16 protein-coding genes are annotated in these 16,263 nt (G+C 34.4%); 11 read left to right on the forward strand and 5 right to left on the reverse strand.

What is annotated here, in order from left to right:
• Nucleotides 1-34 precede the first annotated feature (34 nt).
• Complete coding sequence (gene rlmN, locus SLW70_RS06080; protein WP_320891166.1) at nucleotides 35-1,078, forward strand: 23S rRNA (adenine(2503)-C(2))-methyltransferase RlmN; 1,044 nt, start codon at nucleotides 35-37, stop codon at nucleotides 1,076-1,078.
• Between the two features lie 62 nt (nucleotides 1,079-1,140).
• Here rlmN and SLW70_RS06085 read toward each other — a convergent pair whose 3' ends face one another.
• Entirely contained in the window at nucleotides 1,141-1,992 is an 852-nt protein-coding gene (locus tag SLW70_RS06085) for a hypothetical protein (protein ID WP_320891168.1), read from the reverse strand.
• 240 nt (nucleotides 1,993-2,232) lie between these two features.
• Here SLW70_RS06085 and SLW70_RS06090 point away from each other — a divergent pair, with 240 nt between their 5' ends.
• Both SLW70_RS06090 and dnaG read left to right on the forward strand, forming a co-directional pair.
• Nucleotides 2,233-3,210: a polyprenyl synthetase family protein gene (locus SLW70_RS06090; RefSeq protein ID WP_320891170.1), complete on the forward strand. Its 978-nt coding sequence runs from the start codon at nucleotides 2,233-2,235 to the stop codon at nucleotides 3,208-3,210.
• A 121-nt stretch (nucleotides 3,211-3,331) separates the two neighbouring features.
• Complete coding sequence (gene dnaG, locus SLW70_RS06095; protein ID WP_320891171.1) at nucleotides 3,332-5,302, forward strand: DNA primase; 1,971 nt, start codon at nucleotides 3,332-3,334, stop codon at nucleotides 5,300-5,302.
• On the opposite strand, the gene SLW70_RS06100 is transcribed toward dnaG, so the two are convergent.
• Nucleotides 5,299-5,928 carry a response regulator transcription factor gene (locus SLW70_RS06100; RefSeq protein WP_320891172.1) on the reverse strand — a complete coding sequence of 210 codons (630 nt, stop codon included), beginning with the start codon at nucleotides 5,926-5,928 and terminating at the stop codon, nucleotides 5,299-5,301. The genes dnaG and SLW70_RS06100 overlap by 4 nt on opposite strands.
• A gap of 110 nt (nucleotides 5,929-6,038) precedes the next feature.
• On the reverse strand, nucleotides 6,039-6,839 hold the full coding sequence (nadE, locus tag SLW70_RS06105) for an NAD(+) synthase (protein WP_320891174.1): 801 nt from the start codon (nucleotides 6,837-6,839) through the stop codon (nucleotides 6,039-6,041).
• Nucleotides 6,840-6,939: 100 nt separating this feature from the next.
• On the opposite strand from nadE, the gene gldB reads away from it, so the two are divergent.
• The 3 genes from gldB to SLW70_RS06120 all read left to right on the forward strand — a co-directional run bounded on the left by gldB (nucleotide 6,940) and on the right by SLW70_RS06120 (nucleotide 8,961).
• Nucleotides 6,940-7,896, forward strand: a complete 957-nt coding sequence (gene gldB / locus SLW70_RS06110; protein WP_320891175.1) for a gliding motility lipoprotein GldB — start codon at nucleotides 6,940-6,942, stop codon at nucleotides 7,894-7,896.
• Nucleotides 7,896-8,237, forward strand: a complete 342-nt coding sequence (gldC, locus tag SLW70_RS06115) for a gliding motility protein GldC (RefSeq protein ID WP_320891176.1) — start codon at nucleotides 7,896-7,898, stop codon at nucleotides 8,235-8,237. Before gldB ends, gldC begins: the two co-directional genes overlap by 1 nt.
• Before the next feature lie 406 nt (nucleotides 8,238-8,643).
• Nucleotides 8,644-8,961, forward strand: coding sequence for a hypothetical protein (locus SLW70_RS06120; protein ID WP_320891178.1), 318 nt, complete (start codon nucleotides 8,644-8,646; stop codon nucleotides 8,959-8,961).
• A 179-nt stretch (nucleotides 8,962-9,140) separates the two neighbouring features.
• Here SLW70_RS06120 and yihA read toward each other — a convergent pair whose 3' ends face one another.
• Nucleotides 9,141-9,764, reverse strand: a complete 624-nt coding sequence (gene yihA / locus SLW70_RS06125; protein WP_320891179.1) for a ribosome biogenesis GTP-binding protein YihA/YsxC — start codon at nucleotides 9,762-9,764, stop codon at nucleotides 9,141-9,143.
• Between the two features lie 26 nt (nucleotides 9,765-9,790).
• Nucleotides 9,791-10,561: an alpha/beta hydrolase gene (locus SLW70_RS06130; protein ID WP_320891181.1), complete on the reverse strand. Its 771-nt coding sequence runs from the start codon at nucleotides 10,559-10,561 to the stop codon at nucleotides 9,791-9,793.
• 385 nt (nucleotides 10,562-10,946) lie between these two features.
• Between SLW70_RS06130 and mraZ the strand changes: the two genes are divergently transcribed.
• The 5 genes from mraZ to SLW70_RS06155 all read left to right on the forward strand — a co-directional run bounded on the left by mraZ (nucleotide 10,947) and on the right by SLW70_RS06155 (nucleotide 16,209).
• Nucleotides 10,947-11,420, forward strand: coding sequence for a division/cell wall cluster transcriptional repressor MraZ (gene mraZ, locus SLW70_RS06135; RefSeq protein ID WP_320891182.1), 474 nt, complete (start codon nucleotides 10,947-10,949; stop codon nucleotides 11,418-11,420).
• Nucleotides 11,395-12,303, forward strand: coding sequence for a 16S rRNA (cytosine(1402)-N(4))-methyltransferase RsmH (rsmH, locus tag SLW70_RS06140; RefSeq protein ID WP_320891183.1), 909 nt, complete (start codon nucleotides 11,395-11,397; stop codon nucleotides 12,301-12,303). Before mraZ ends, rsmH begins: the two co-directional genes overlap by 26 nt.
• Before the next feature lie 104 nt (nucleotides 12,304-12,407).
• A complete protein-coding gene (locus SLW70_RS06145) occupies nucleotides 12,408-12,755 on the forward strand; it encodes an FtsL-like putative cell division protein (RefSeq protein ID WP_320891762.1) in 348 nt (115 codons plus the stop codon).
• A complete protein-coding gene (locus tag SLW70_RS06150) occupies nucleotides 12,746-14,749 on the forward strand; it encodes a penicillin-binding protein (protein WP_320891184.1) in 2,004 nt (667 codons plus the stop codon). Before SLW70_RS06145 ends, SLW70_RS06150 begins: the two co-directional genes overlap by 10 nt.
• Nucleotides 14,746-16,209, forward strand: a complete 1,464-nt coding sequence (locus SLW70_RS06155) for a UDP-N-acetylmuramoyl-L-alanyl-D-glutamate--2,6-diaminopimelate ligase (RefSeq protein WP_320891185.1) — start codon at nucleotides 14,746-14,748, stop codon at nucleotides 16,207-16,209. Before SLW70_RS06150 ends, SLW70_RS06155 begins: the two co-directional genes overlap by 4 nt.
• Nucleotides 16,210-16,263: the final 54 nt, after the last annotated feature.

The raw sequence follows: 16,263 nt of genomic DNA on the forward strand, positions 1-16,263 counted from the left end.
GAATAAAATCATCAAAAAACCTTAAATTTGCGCCATGCAAATGGAAAAAAAAGACATACGCGCCTTATCAAAAGAACAATTACGTGATTTTTTTGTTGCCAATGGTGATAAATCATTCCGTGGGAATCAGGTTTATGAATGGTTGTGGAGCAAGGGAGCTCACAGTTTTGAGGATATGACTAATTTGGCGAAAGCCACAAGATTGATGCTGGAAACTAATTTTGTAATCAATCATATCAAAGTAGATACCATGCAACGGTCCGAAGACGGGACGGTTAAAAATGCGGTTCGTCTACATGACGGTTTAGTGGTGGAATCGGTATTGATACCAACAGAAACACGTACAACTGCCTGTGTTTCTAGTCAAGTAGGTTGCAGTTTAGATTGTAATTTTTGCGCTACAGCACGTTTGAAAAGAATGCGTAACCTAGAACCTGCAGAAATTTATGATCAGGTTGTAGCTATTGATAGAGAGAGTAGGTTGTATTACAATCATCCGTTGTCCAATATTGTTTTTATGGGAATGGGTGAGCCTTTAATGAATTACAACAATGTGTTGAAGGCAATTGAAATGATTACTTCAGAGGAAGGTTTAGGGATGTCTCCTAAGCGTATAATGGTTTCGACTTCAGGAATCCCTAAAATGATTAAAAAAATGGCCGATGATGAGGCGAAATTCAAATTGGCAGTTTCTTTGCATTCGGCTATTGATGAAATCCGAGCACGTATTATGCCGTTTAGTGCTAATTTTCCTTTGGCGGAATTAAGAGAATCCTTGGAATATTGGTACCGAAAAACAAAAAGTAAAATCTCTTATGAATATGTAGTTTGGAAAGGAATCAATGATAATAAAGAATCAGTAGATGCCTTGGTGAAATTTTGTAAGTACGTACCCTGTAAAGTAAATTTAATTGAATACAATCCTATTGACGATGGAGAATTTCAACAAGCTTCAGAAGAAGCAATCAATGCTTACATTAAAGGGTTGCAAAATATAGGAGTCGTTGTAAAAGTACGCCGAAGCCGAGGAAAAGATATTGATGCAGCTTGTGGCCAACTCGCTAACAAAGAAGTATAATAAATAAAAAATCCCTTTTACGACAGTGTCATAAAAGGGATTCTTGTTTGTGTTTGTAATTTTTACTTAGTCAAAGTGTATTCAACTGTTATTCCTTGAATTGTTATCGTGGCTTTATTGTCACAAGTTCCATCACCAAAGTCGATAACTCCTTGATTATTGTTTTTAACAATAGTTATTTTTCCACTAACAGGAAAATGATAGACGCAATTCCCTAGAAAACGTAATCTTGGGTCAATTGTGCTCGTAATTGTTGTTCCGTTTGGATAACTGGTTGTGTGGTTACCAGTAACGATAAGTACATTGTCAGTCAATTGCGGTGTGTTGTATCCTTCGATTATTTCTCTTGTTCTGGTTCCTTTACGAGTGTAGATTTTTCCATTTTCAAAAGTAACAGTCATATCAATATTTAAAGTTGACACAGGATGAACTTCGTTTAGATGGGTGGTTGCTTTCTTTGTTAATTCTACAGTTCTGTTTCCTTGAACAAGCCTTCCGTTGTGATAGAAATTTTCTAAAGTATAGGAAAGTGTTTTTGAAGGAGCGCTTAAATCTTTAGAAAAACTAATAATTATTTTTCCTTTGATTGTATTTCCGTTTGCAAGAGTACAACCTGTAGTTCCGAAATCAACAGTTCTGGTATAGCTCTCGCTAGTTACGACTGTTGTTACTGTCGCGCAGGAAGGTAAGTTTCCAGGGTTTGCTACGCTTGGTTTTGCAGTAGATGCTTGTTGAGTAGCATATTGGTCTTCGGCAATGAAGGCTACATCTTCGATTGCGGCATCAATTTTTGTTTCAGTGCTAACATCATCTGCTGTTAAAGGAGTGTTGTCAGCAATTTTGTCTTTTACATCGCAACTAATAAAAAGTCCAGCTGCTAGAGCAAGTCCGAGTAATAAATTTTTGGTTTTCATGATTTTTGGTTTTTTAAGGTTAAGGATAATACTTTGATTGTAATAATGTTAAAAGGTTTAATTTGGGGGGGATTTAGTTGCTAATATACAAAAAATAATAAGTTGCTATCTATGAAATAGATAACTTTAAAGATGCTGGTTATATTGTGTTGGCTAGTTGTTTTTGAATTTTAGTTTTTTTGTTTTGTTGAAGAATTAATTGAGTGTTTTTTTATTAAAAACAGTATATTTGAAATCGAAATGAATGTTACTTCTCAAATAAAACAACCCATCTTTAATGAAATGGAACTTTTTGAAAAAAAGTTTCATGAATCGATGACTTCTCAAGTGGCGTTGTTGAATCGTATTACTTACTATATTGTTAACCGAAAAGGGAAGCAAATGCGTCCCATGTTTGTGTTTTTAACTGCCAAAATGGTTTCGGCAGGAGTAGTTAATGAACGAACCTATCGTGGCGCATCTGTCATCGAGTTAATTCATACGGCTACTTTAGTTCACGATGATGTTGTTGACGACAGTAACAGGCGAAGAGGTTTCTTTTCTATCAATGCACTTTGGAAAAATAAAATTGCTGTTTTAGTCGGTGATTATTTGCTTTCAAAAGGATTGTTGCTGTCAATTGATAATGGCGATTTTGATTTGCTTAAAATTATTTCGGTTGCCGTGCGTGAAATGAGTGAAGGAGAGTTGCTTCAAATAGAAAAGGCCAGAAGGCTTGATATAGTTGAAGAGGTTTATTATGAAATTATTCGCAAAAAAACAGCAACACTTATAGCGGCATGTTGCGCTCTCGGTGCCAAGTCGGTTATTGATGATGAAATTCAAGTGGAGAATATCCGAAGATTTGGTGAATTGATAGGTATGGCATTCCAAATCAAAGATGATTTATTTGATTATTCTGAGGAAGCCATCGGTAAACCTACGGGTATCGATATTAAGGAGCAAAAAATGACTTTGCCTTTAATTCATGTTTTGAATACGTGTACACCAAAAGAAAAAAGTTGGTTGATTAATTCTATTAAAAACCACAATAAAGACAAAAAAAGAGTCAAGGAAGTGATCGCCTTTGTGAAAAACAATAACGGTTTGGCGTATGCCGAAAACAAAATGATTGCTTTTCAACAAGAAGCGCTATCTCTTTTAGATGTTTACCCAGAATCTGAATACAAAAAAGCCTTAGTTTTGATGGTGAATTATGTCATTGAAAGAAAGAAATAAAACCTCAATAGCAGAAACATAGTGAGCTAATTTAAAAGATGTATTGATTTTTGATATTCTCATTGTCATTGATATTGTTACTTTGTATCTTTGATGCTTTGCAACTTTATCACTTAAAAAATTGATTACAAAAGCTACTATTGATACCGTTTTCGAAACTGCTCGTGTGGAAGAAGTAATTGGCGATTTTGTTCAATTGAAACGTGCAGGGAGTAATTTTAAAGGATTAAGTCCATTCTCGGACGAGCGTTCACCCTCGTTTATGGTTTCGCCTGCAAAAGGAATCTGGAAGGATTTTAGTTCTGGAAAAGGAGGGAATGCCGTGGCCTTCATAATGGAGCATGAGCATTTTACTTATCCTGAAGCAATTCGCTACTTAGCAAAAAAATACAATATCGAGATTGAAGAAACTGAGCAAACAAACGAAGAAAAAGCAAATATGGATGCTCGTGAGAGTATGTATTTAGTTTCTGAATTTGCTAAAGATTATTTTCATAAAACTCTTTTACATACTGAGGAGGGTAAAGCTATCGGACTTTCTTATTTTAAAGAACGAGGCTTTACTACTGAAACTATCAATAAATTTAGTTTAGGATATTCTCCTGAAACTTGGGATGCTTTTACTAAAGAAGCTTTAGGAAAGGGATATAAATTGGAATTTCTTGAAAGTACAGGTTTGACTATTCCTAAAGAAGATCGCCCTTTTGATAGGTTTAAAGGTCGTGTGATGTTCCCTATTCAAAGTATGTCTGGAAGAACCTTAGGTTTTGGTGGCCGAATTTTGACAAATGATAAAAAAGCAGCGAAATACCTCAATTCGCCTGAAAGTGAATTGTACCATAAGAGTAAAGTGTTGTATGGTATTTATCAAGCCAAGCAAGCAATAGCCAAGCAAAACAACTGTTTCTTAGTCGAAGGATATACAGATGTAATTCAATTTAATCAAGCGGGAATCGAAAATGTGGTTGCCTCTTCGGGTACCGCTTTGACGCCTGACCAGATTAGATTAATAAATAGGTTAACAAAAAATATTACCGTATTATTTGATGGGGATGCTGCTGGTTTGCGTGCTTCCATTCGCGGAATCGATTTGATTCTAGAGGAAGGAATGAATGTTAAAGTTTGTGCTTTCCCTGACGGAGAAGATCCCGATAGTTTTGCTAAAAAAACGCCTTATGATGATTTAGTGGCGTATTTGGAGAATAATGCCAAGGATTTTATCCAATTCAAAGCGTCACTTTTGATGGATGAGGCAAAAAATGACCCCATCAAAAAAGCCGACTTGATACGGGATATGGTTCAGAGTATTTCTAAAATTCCAGATAGAATTCAGCGTGAGGTGTACATTCAAGAATGTTCCCGAATCATGGATATTTCGGAACAAGTGTTAGTGAGTACTTTGGCGCAGTTAACACAAAAAGATGTTGTTGAGGTCGAAAAGAAAGCTAAAAAGGAGCAGAAATCCTTTGAAGTGGTAAAAAATGACACACCTCAAACATCTGAAAAAGTAGATATTTTGTATCGTTTGGAGCGTAAAATAATTGAGATTTTATTGCTTTATGGAAATAAAGAAGAAGAATTTGAAGATACTTTTTTAAAGACCAATGACGAAGGCGAGATTGTAACTGTAACGGAGAAAAAGTCATTAAAAGTGTTTCAGCGTATTTATCTAAGTTTGCAAGAGGACGAAGTGGAACTTGCAAATCCGTTGTTTAGAGCGATTTTCAATGATTTGATAAATCATTATTTGCAAAATGAAAGCTTTAGTTTAGAGCAGTATTTAATGCATTTACCTCCAGAATATGCACAAGAAGTAACGGATATCTTGATGGAAGATGAAAAGTTAGTCATGCACAATTGGGAAGGTCAAAATATTTTTCCCAAAACGAAGAATGATACCATTGCTCAAAATGTTAACGAAACAATTTTGACCATGCGATGGTATTTAGTAGGGAGTATTATTGAAGAATTAAAAAACTCCATATCACCTGATACAGATAATATGGAGTCTTTGTCAATGATTATGGACTATAATACCCTAACAAATTCTTTTTCAAAAAAATTAGGTAGAGTAATGTCTCGATTTAGTTAAACAATCTCTAGAGTTTTCGCTTTGTTTACTAAATCTACTAAGTTAGTCACATTTAATTTGGTTAACAATCTTAACTTATAAGTACTAATTGTCTTTTCGTTAAGGTTTAGGATGTCTGCTATTTCGTGGTTCTTTTTACCTCCGCTCAAATAACGTAAAACCTCTACCTCACGGTTTGAAAGTTTTCTGTACAAACGCTCGCTTTTGTTTTGTTTAGCAATTAAGGCTAAATTTTTCTTCACGGTTTCGTTCATAATAATTTTTCCTTGGTTTACTTTGATAATAGATTGACCAAGAGTTTCTAATTTTTCTTTTTTATGAACATATCCTGACACTCCTGCTTTAATAGCATTTGGTGCGTAAATTTGTTCTGAAAGACTACTAAAGATGATAATCTTAGTCTTAGGAAAGTTTTTTAAAATAGATTTTACTTCGAAAATACTTGACAAACCTTCAAGTTCTAAATCTAAGATTAAAACATCAATTTCTTTTGTAAGAAGGATGTCGCGAATCATCAAAAAGCTACCAACATTGGCAACAATTGAGATATCTGAATGGTCTTTGAAGTATGATTTTACTCCAAAGTGTACTACTGGTAAGCTATCAGCTAAACAAACTTTTATCATGGTATTTATATTTATGTGGTATTTATTTATATTTATGTTAGTTTGTAAGAAACGGGATAGTAAAATTAGTCATAAAAAAACAGAATAGCAAGTTTTTCCGACAAAAAATATTAAATTTTGTTGATTTCGCAAACAGGTATAGGATTCATTTTGTGCTGGTTGACCAAATTTAGACGTTTGTAGATGGCAAACACCACTTTTTCACGCTCAGAAAAGTTAGTTGTTTCTAGTCCTTTTTCGTCAGCTAGCATTGCCCATTCTAATTCGTCATAACTAGCGCCTAACTGTTCTTCATCAGTTTTTTCATCTCCAAATAAACCATCTGAAGGCATGGCTGTTAGGATAGATTCGGGAACTTTTAAGTATGATGCCAATGCAAATACATCCGATTTTAATAAATCCGCTATTGGGCTAATGTCAACACCACCGTCACCATATTTGGTATAAAAACCTACCCCAAAATCCTCAACTTTATTACCTGTACCAGCCACTAATAACCCGTGAACACCTGCATGATAGTATAATGTGGTCATTCGTAAACGAGCTCTTGTATTGGCTAAGGTAAGTTGTAATTTCTTTTCATCGTAGTCTGTTGGAACTTCTTTTTTGAAAGCTTCAAAAACAGGAGTTAAATCTGTTTGGACGCTAGAGACATTAGGGAAACGCTCTTTTAATTGTTGGATATGTTCTTGTCCACGACTAACGTGGCTTGCGTGTTGGTGAATAGGCATTTCGACACATAATACTTGTAGGCCAGTTTGTGCGCATAAAGTGGAAGTCAGGGCGGAGTCAACTCCTCCTGATATTCCAACTACAAATCCATTTACTTTTGCTTTTTCAGCATATTTTTTTAACCAGTTGACAATGTGAGTATTCACTTTTTCAACCGGAATCGTACTTTTTTTAGTCATATTTGTTTAAGTTTTAAAAAGTAGGAATACGTATATTTGCAATCGCTTACAAATGTGATGCAAAGAGTATTTTTTCCGACACAAATTTAATTAAAATAAAATGAAATTATATTTTATTCCTATTCTTCTGAGTTTCTTTTTGCTCTCTTGTGGAAAAAAAAGCAAATCAGAAAAGATAATCCAAGATATTTCTGTCAATATTAAAGTAGAGCGTTTTGATAAAGCTTTTTTTGAAGCCTCGCCTAAGGATTTGGATAAGGTAAAAAAAGAATATCCTTTGTTTTTTCCACCGGGTAATGATGATGAAGTTTGGATTGAAAAAATGCAAAACCCGCAATGGAGGGAATTATATAGAGAAGTTCAAAAAAAGTATGCTGATTTTGAACCTGTAAAAAATGAATTAGAAGAAACCTATAAGCATATTAAATATTATTTTCCAGAAACTAGAACACCTAAAGTTGTTACCGTGATTAGTGATATGGATTACAATAATAAAGTTATTTATGCCGACAGTTTAGTCGTTATAGCGCTCGAATTGTATTTAGGTAAAGACCATCGTTTTTATCAATTTCCTAATTATATCAAGCGAAATTTTGAAAGAAACCAAATCATGCCTGATGTGGTGTCTGCATTTTTTAAATTTAAAACCAAGCCTAATTTGGATAAAAACTTTCTGTCAAAGATGATCTATGCAGGTAAAGAATTGTATATAAAGGATGTGTTATTACCTGGTTATTCAGATGCAGATAAAATAGGCTACACACCAGAACAATTAACCTGGTGTCAAGAAAATGAGGTTTATATGTGGGAATACTTTATGGAGAAACAATTACTATATAGTGATGACCAAAAGTTAGGTTCCCGATTTGTGAGTCCAGCTCCTTTTTCTAAATTTTATTTGGAAATTGATAACGAAAGCCCTGGTCAAGTAGGGGCTTGGATAGGTTGGCAAATTGTACGAGCTTATATGGATAACAATGAGGTTTCTGTAAAGGACCTACTGCATATTGATGCAAAAGAAATATTTGAAAAATCAAAATACAAACCCAAGAAATAATGTCAGATAAAAACAGATCAGAAATTAAGTTTCTAGTAGAATTAGATGAAAACCGTGTGCCCGAAAAACTATTATGGTCTGCGCAAGATGGTGGAGTAACTTTAGAAGAGTCAAAAGCGATTATGCTTTCGATTTGGGACAGCAAAGCCAAAGAGAGTATGCGTATTGATTTATGGACAAAAGATATGCCTGTCGACGAAATGAAAGTTTTCTTTCATCAAACCTTAGTCGCCATGTCGGATACTTTTCATCGTGCTACTGGTGACGAAAAAATGTCAGCAACGATGAGGGATTTCTGTGATTACTTTGCAGAGAAATTAGAATTGACAGGAGGGAAATAATTGTATTAGGGCCAAATCCAGCCATTCGCTTTAGCCCTCCTTCAAAACGCTTTTTTTACTAGGTCGTTCCAGGAGCTTCCTCCGGTCGCTCTGTAACTCCCGTAAAAAACAGCTTTTTTCAGTCGGGGCTGTCGCTACTGTCTGGGGCAGTCATAACCATACGTGGAATTATTTTCTTAAATGTTTAACGGGAAAACTCAAGGATAACAGCAGTTATTTTTGAGTTTTTTTTCTTTTTATGGTTCGTTAGTTTAATAAGAGTTCTTTTTTAGAATACTTCTGTGATTAAGGAGCGGTTAGTGATTTAAATTTTTTTTTCGTAACTTGTTGTTGTCTAACTTAATAATCTCAAATCATGAAAAAATCTAAATTATTTGTATTCGTAATCTTATTATTGGCCATAGTAATGGTTTCATGCAATAAAAAACGAAAAAAACTGGTCGATTCTTGGAAGGTAACAGAAGTTGAAGCTAAAATACCAATGACGGATTCCGTTAAAAATGATATTTTGGAAAAAGGAGTTTTAACTTTTACTGATGACGGATATGTTAGTGGGCATTTAGAAAGAGATTTTAATGATGGAATTTATATATTGACAAAAAAAGGTAGAAGTTTAACCATCAAGGATGAAACTGGAACTCCATTTTCATACGAAAGTACCATTGAAAGTGATAAAATGATATTAGAAGATGAGGATATGAAAATTACACTTTTAAAAAATTAGGAGCACAGTATGTGTGTACCTGTAATAGATGTTTTTTTGTCTTTTTGAATTGTCAAAAAAATAAAAAGAATATCATTGGTGTTTATAAGTCGTATTTAGAATAGACATAGTTTTTTATAGAAAAACCCCAAAAACAAATAAAAAATGTTTTTGGGGTTTTTGATTTACAGCCGAATGGATTAAAATGGGCTATTGTTATTTTTAAATACGTCTTGGTTGACTTCGTCGATATAGCTTAGTAATTCTTCTTTTCCGATGCTTTCTGTAGAAGATGTTACAAAGTATGGAGGCATCTCTGCCCAATTGTTAGCAAACATTTGTTTTTTGTAAGCTGCAATATGGGAGTCTATTTTAGTTTTGCTAATTTTATCTGCTTTGGTAAAAATGATGCAAAACGGAATTTCACTTTCGCCCATATACGACATGAATTCAATATCGATAGCTTGTGCGTCGTGACGAATATCGATTAGGACAAAGGCGCAAACTAATTGCTGTCTTGTTTCGAAATAATCAGTAATAAATTGTTGAAAAACAGATTTGGTTTTTTTAGAAACCTTAGCGTATCCATAACCTGGTAAATCAACCAAGAACCAGTTTTTGTTAATTAAAAAATGATTGATAAGTTGTGTTTTTCCTGGTCGTCCAGAGGTTTTAGCTAGTTTTTTTTGGTTGGTCAACATGTTGATTAATGATGACTTCCCTACGTTTGACCTACCTATAAAAGCATATTCGGGCAAAAAGTCTTTAGGACATTTTGTTACGTCTGAATTGCTTACTATAAATTCGGCTGTATTAATTTTCATGTTTTTAATATATAAATTCGCTAGTACTAGGCTTGTAAATTGGTTTTATTGAGCCATTCTTCTAGTAATTGATTGAATTCTTCAGGGTGTTCCATCATGGCTGCATGACCACATTTGTCAATCCAATACAAAGTAGAATTTGGTAATAAATTTTTAAATTCTTCAGCAACTTCTGGTGGTGTTACCTTGTCGTTTTTTCCCCAAATGATACAAGTTTGTACATGCATTTTTGGTAAATCTTTGGCCATATTGTGGCGAATAGCACTTTTAGCGATGGTCAAAGTTTTAATCAATTTAATTCGATCGTTTACGGTGGCATATACCTCGTCTATTAATTCAGGTGTAGCTACTTTTGGATCGTAAAATACATCTTCAGCTTTCTTTTTAATATAATCATAGTCTCCTCTTTTTGGGTAACTATCTCCCATGGCACTTTCGTAAAGCCCTGAACTTCCTGTGATTACTAGTCCTGCTACTTTTTCAGGGTACATTTTAGTGTGGTATAAGGCAATATGTCCTCCTAATGAGTTTCCTAAAAGGATTACTCTGTCAAATCCTTTGAATGTAATAAAGTCTTTTACATATTTTGCAAAAGCTTTAACATTAGTTTTTAGTATGCTTTGAGTGTAAATAGGCAAGTCTGGAATGACAATCTTATATCCTTTTTCAGAAAAATAACTAGCAACAGCATCAAAATTACTTAGTCCGCCCATCAGACCATGTAAAATTACAATCGGCGTTCCTTCACCAGCTTCATAATAGCTGTATTTACCTTCTATCTTATAGTTTTTTTCCATTTTAATAATTCCAGATTTCAATTTTCACAAATATAGGATTTAATAAGTAAAAAAGAATTTTTGTATCTGTTTTTTGAATAGAATATTTCAAGTCTTGACTTTTTACTGAGGTTTGATTTTGATAATCAGAAATAGTTTCTTTTGAGGCCGATTTTTGACTGTAAATAAATGGGTTTTATCGTTAATTCTTTGCGAAAAAACCAATGGATTTTAAGTACTACTGAATATTCTTTGACGTGATTTCTTTTGAAGCTAACAAGCTGAGCGTCCAAAAATTAAGGTCTTTTGCTGTAAAGTGGTTAAACTTATCAACAAAGTGGTATATTGTGGTAAAATGTGGTAGAATTTTTTATATTTTTGCTTAAATCATTTTAATACAGTTTTCTTGAATACAATTGTAGGAACATATGAGTGTAAAGTTGATGCTAAAGGGAGGGTGTTGTTACCTGCGCCTTTGAAAAAGCAATTAACTGCTTCACTTCAAGACGGTTTTGTCTTGAAGCGTTCCGTTTTTCAACCTTGTTTGGAGTTGTATCCAATGGAAGAGTGGAATTTGATGATGGCCAAAATCAATAAGCTAAATCGATTTGTAAAAAAGAATAATGATTTTATTAGACGTTTTACCGCAGGGGTAAAGATGGTTGAAATCGATTCTTTGGGGCGATTGTTAGTGCCTAAAGATCTTGTTGCTTTTGCGAAAATCTCAAAAGATGTCGTTTTTTCTTCAGCAGTAAATATTGTGGAGATTTGGGATAAAGACTTGTACGAGCAATCAATAAGTGGCGATGATATTGATTTTGCGGATCTAGCCGAGGATGTAATGGGAAATTTAAATGACGATGACAATGGAATATCATAATCCAGTTTTGCTTAAGGAATCAGTTGACGGTTTGAATATTAAACCTGATGGAATATATGTGGACGTAACCTTCGGTGGAGGAGGTCATTCAAAAGAAATCTTGAGTCGATTAGGTCCAAATGGAAAATTGTTTGCTTTTGATCAAGATGAAGATGCATTGGCGAATACTTTGGATGATGAGCGATTCACATTAATCAATGAGAACTTTAGATTTATCAAACGCTTTTTGCGCTTTTACGGGGTGAGAAGTGTAGATGGGATCTTAGGAGATTTAGGGGTTTCTTCCCATCAATTTGATGTTCCTGAAAGAGGTTTTTCAACTCGTTTTGATGCTGATTTAGATATGCGAATGAGTCAGAAAAATTCATTAAGTGCTTATAAAGTAGTGAATGAATATGATGATGCAAATCTAAAACGAGTGTTTTATGATTATGGTGAGTTGAAAAATGCACCCGCTCTTGCTAGAACTATTATAGAGGCTAGAGAACAAATGCCTATTAAAACGACTGATGAATTGAAGGAGGTTTTGGCGAAATATTTACCGGAGCGTGTTCGTAATAAAGTATTGGCCCAAATTTATCAAGCCATCCGTATTGAGGTAAATCAGGAAATGGATGTTTTGAAAGAGTTTTTAGAACAATCCTTAGAAATATTAAACCCAGAAGGACGATTAAGTGTGATTTCGTATCACTCACTAGAAGATAGATTGGTAAAACGATTTATTAAAAATGGAATGTTTGAAGGGGAACCAGAGCGCGATTTTTTTGGAAATTTTTCAGTTCCTTTTAAGTTGGTTGGAAAATTAATCATTCCTAATAATGAAGAGATAAAAGTCAACAATAGAGCTCGAAGTGCAAAATTAAGAATAGCTGAAAAGAAATAATAATTACAATTTATTATTTATTTAAAGATTCGAAAAAAAATAAATTTTAACTGATAATGCCCAGTCTCCCTTCCGCCGCGGCGGAAGGGTCGGGGAGAGGAAATATGAAACACGGTTTATACGCCATATTAAAAGCAAAGTTTCTTATCGATGATGATGCGGTTAAGAATTGGCGGTTTATTGTTTTTATCATCGTTTTGGCAATTATTATGATTGCAAATACACAGCGTTACGAGCAAAAAGTGTTCAGAATCGCAGCAATTACATCCGAAGTAAAAGAATTGCGTTCGGAGTTTGTAGACAGACGTTCCCAGTTGATGAAACTAAGAATGGAATCTACGGTGTCGGCAAAAATGGAGGCTAAGGAAATTTATCCAGCAACAGTTCCTCCAGTAAAAATTAAAGTGAAAAAAGAAGAAGAAAAAGGTTTTTTTAAAAAAATATGGCAGTAGAGGATAAAAACATATCGTATAGAATGTACCTAGTGGCTTTTGTTATCTTTTTGATGGCAGTAGCTATTGCTGTAAAATTAACCAATATTCAATGGGTTGAAGGGGAGTATTATAGAGATTTAGCCAAAGAAAGAACGGTTCGAAATTTTGTGATTCCTGCTAATAAAGGAAATATTTATTCAGCCGATGGGAGTTTACTAGCGACTTCAATTCCTAATTATGAAATACGTTTTGATGCCTTGGCTCCAAAAGCCGAAGTGTTTGAAAAGAATGTTGCTGCTCTTTCGGATTCATTGGCAACGGTCTTAGGAAAGCCAAGTGGTTATTTTCAAAATGAACTTCGTAGAGCGAGAGCAACTAATAATCGCTATTATTTAATCTGTAGAGATTTAAGTTATACCGACTACATAAAAATAAAAAAATTCCCTCTATTCAAGTTAGGTGCTTATAAAGGTGGAATTATTGTAGAGCAAAAAACAGTTAGAGAACATCCAATTGGCAAAATTGCAGAGCGTACCATTGGTTATGAAAGAAAGACAGGTGAAAACACCTATGATGGTAAAGGAATTGAGTGGGCGTATCGTGATTATCTTAATGGTAAGGATGGGAAGATTTTAAAACAAAAGATTGCCAAAGGCCAATGGAAACCAATTCGTGATTTGAATGAAGTGGATCCACAAGATGGTTATGATGTGATATCGACTATCGATGTGTATATTCAGGATATCGCACACCATGCATTGTTAAAACAGTTGCAAGAATTTGAGGCTGATCACGGTTGCGTGGTAGTTATGGAAACGCAAACAGGTGCTGTAAGAGCAATTTCAAATTTGGGAAGAGCAAATGATGGAACTTATTATGAAACAACCAATTATGCTGTAGCGGAGTCACATGAGCCTGGCTCGACTTTTAAATTAGTGGATTTGATGGCTTTATTAGAAGACAAAGTAGCTGATACAAGTACCGTTTATGATAGTAAAGGTGGTGAAATTAGGTATTCAGGAAAAGCAGTTAGAGATTCGCATAAAGGAGGTTACGGGAAAATTTCTTTGGCTAGAGGATTTGAATTGTCTTCGAATACGGTGATGGTACAAGCGGTTTACAATGCTTATAAAGACAATCCATCACGATTTGTAAATCATGTGAATTCATACGGTTTGAATAAGAGGTTAAACATGGATTTCAAAGGAGAAGGAAGACCTTATATTCCACAACCTTCGGATAAAAGATGGTCAAATATTTCGTTGCCTTGGATGGCATTTGGTTATGGGGTTTCGGTTACACCGATGCAAACATTGACTTATTATAATGCAGTTGCAAATAATGGTGTGATGGTAAAACCACATTTTGTTTCAGAAATTAAAGAGTGGAACAAAACCATCAAAAAAATTGAAACTGAGGTAATCAATCTTAAAATCTGTTCGCAAGAAACGATTTTGAAACTGAAAGAAGTTCTGAAAAATGTGGTAAAAAAAGGAACAGGTTCGAAGTTGTATTCCAAAGAGTTTTCGATGGCGGGTAAGACAGGAACAGCACAAGTAAATTATAGTAAAGATGGTGGAGCAGGTAAATATTATGCCTCTTCGTTTGTTGGTTTTTTCCCAGCAGATCATCCTAAGTATTCGTGTATTGTAGTGGTCCATAAACCAAGTACAGTAAACAATAATTACTATGGAGCAGATGTTGCTGGTCCAGTTTTCAAAAGAATAGCTCAAAAGATTTTTACTGATGTTCCTTCGACAAACGAAATTAAAAACGTCAATAGAAAGATAGAAAAACAAGAAAAAAGTTATCATAATTACTTTGCTAGTCTGCAAAGACCACAGCATCAGGTTCCAAATGTAAAAGGAATGCCAGGAATGGATGCTATTGCTTTGTTAGAGAATTTAGGATTAAGAGTGCAAGCAAAAGGCTTGGGTAAAGTAAAAACTCAATCGCTACAGGCGGGACAAAATTTAATTAAGAACACAACTATAACACTAGAATTACTGTGATTGTATTAAAAGACATATTATATAAAGTGGCTATTGAATCTTTAAAAGGTTCAACTGATGTTGCGATAAATAAATTGGAGTTTGATTCAAGAAAAATCGAAACCAATGACATTTTTATTGCCATTCGCGGTACGATTTCAGATGGTCATGATTATATTCAAAAAGCGATTGCTTTAGGTGCCGTTGCTATTGTTTGTGATACTTTACCCGAAAAGTTAGAGGCTGGAATAACCTATGTGCAGGTAATTGACACCAATAAAGCATTAGCCTTTATGGCAGCGAATTTCTTTGAAAACCCATCGAAAGACATAAAATTAGTTGGAATTACAGGTACGAACGGGAAGACAACTATTGCTTCTTTATTATTTCAATTATTTAAAAAAGCAGGGTTTAAAGTTGGTTTGATTTCGACTGTCAAAATTATGGTGGACGAAATCGAATACAAAGCCACACATACTACACCAGATTCGATTACAATCAATCATTATTTGGCTGAGATGAAAGAGGCGGGTGTGGACTATTGCTTTATGGAAGTGAGTTCGCATGGTATTCACCAAAAAAGAACGGAAGCTTTACATTTTACAGGAGGGATTTTTACCAATTTGTCACATGATCATTTGGATTATCACGCCACATTTTCAGAATACAGAGATGTAAAAAAATCATTTTTTGATAACCTTCCTAAAACGGCTTTTTCAATCACGAATATTGATGATAAGAATGGTCCTGTAATGTTGCAAAATACAGTTTCTAAAAAAATCACTTATGCTTTAAAATCATATGCTGATTATAGAGCGCAAATTTTAGAAAACCAATTGTCGGGATTGTTGCTGAAAATCAATGATAACGAAGTTTGGGTAAAACTGATAGGAACTTTTAACGCTTATAATCTTTTAGCTATTTATGCTGCAGCAATCGAGTTGGGAATGGATAGTCTAGAAGCGCTTCGATTATTGTCGGATTTAGAAAGTGTTTCGGGTCGTTTCCAATTTATTGTATCTGAGACTAATATTACTGCGATTGTAGATTACGCTCATACTCCTGATGCTCTCGAAAACGTGTTGAAAACTATCAACGATATTCGAACTAAAAATGAACAATTGATTACAGTTGTAGGCTGTGGAGGAAATCGTGATAAAACGAAACGTCCTATAATGGCACGAATTGCTTCGGAATTGAGTACTCAAGTGATTCTGACTTCAGATAATCCAAGAAATGAAGATCCAGAAGAGATAATTAGTGAAATGGAACAAGGTGTTGAAGCTCAAAATTATAAAAAAGTGCTTTCAGTAACTGATAGAAAGCAGGCTATAAAAATAGCTTGTCAATTGGCTCGTCCTAATGATATTATTCTCATTGCTGGAAAAGGTCATGAGACGTACCAAGAGGTCAATGGTGTTCGCCATCATTTTGACGACATGGAAACCGTGAAAGAATTATTGGAGTTGCTAAATAAATAATTTTTTCACTTTGTCAATTCTCAAATTCCAATTTGCGAGTTTGGAATATAAGAA

Origin of the sequence: Flavobacterium sp. NG2 (genome assembly GCF_034119845.1) — a bacterium.
Lineage (GTDB): Bacteria > Bacteroidota > Bacteroidia > Flavobacteriales > Flavobacteriaceae > Flavobacterium.

What these genes read in the sequence shown, in the direction of transcription:
- rlmN (WP_320891166.1), top strand. Translation starts at nt 35, where the DNA reads ATGCAAATGGAAAAAAAAGACATACGCGCCTTATCAAAAGAACAATTA.
- SLW70_RS06085 (WP_320891168.1), bottom strand. Translation starts at nt 1,992, where the DNA reads ATGAAAACCAAAAATTTATTACTCGGACTTGCTCTAGCAGCTGGACTT.
- SLW70_RS06090 (WP_320891170.1), top strand. Translation starts at nt 2,233, where the DNA reads ATGAATGTTACTTCTCAAATAAAACAACCCATCTTTAATGAAATGGAA.
- SLW70_RS06100 (WP_320891172.1), bottom strand. Translation starts at nt 5,928, where the DNA reads ATGATAAAAGTTTGTTTAGCTGATAGCTTACCAGTAGTACACTTTGGA.
- nadE (WP_320891174.1), bottom strand. Translation starts at nt 6,839, where the DNA reads ATGACTAAAAAAAGTACGATTCCGGTTGAAAAAGTGAATACTCACATT.
- gldB (WP_320891175.1), top strand. Translation starts at nt 6,940, where the DNA reads ATGAAATTATATTTTATTCCTATTCTTCTGAGTTTCTTTTTGCTCTCT.
- gldC (WP_320891176.1), top strand. Translation starts at nt 7,896, where the DNA reads ATGTCAGATAAAAACAGATCAGAAATTAAGTTTCTAGTAGAATTAGAT.
- SLW70_RS06120 (WP_320891178.1), top strand. Translation starts at nt 8,644, where the DNA reads ATGGTTTCATGCAATAAAAAACGAAAAAAACTGGTCGATTCTTGGAAG.
- yihA (WP_320891179.1), bottom strand. Translation starts at nt 9,764, where the DNA reads ATGAAAATTAATACAGCCGAATTTATAGTAAGCAATTCAGACGTAACA.
- SLW70_RS06130 (WP_320891181.1), bottom strand. Translation starts at nt 10,561, where the DNA reads ATGGAAAAAAACTATAAGATAGAAGGTAAATACAGCTATTATGAAGCT.
- rsmH (WP_320891183.1), top strand. Translation starts at nt 11,395, where the DNA reads ATGACGATGACAATGGAATATCATAATCCAGTTTTGCTTAAGGAATCA.
- SLW70_RS06145 (WP_320891762.1), top strand. Translation starts at nt 12,408, where the DNA reads ATGAAACACGGTTTATACGCCATATTAAAAGCAAAGTTTCTTATCGAT.
- SLW70_RS06150 (WP_320891184.1), top strand. Translation starts at nt 12,746, where the DNA reads ATGGCAGTAGAGGATAAAAACATATCGTATAGAATGTACCTAGTGGCT.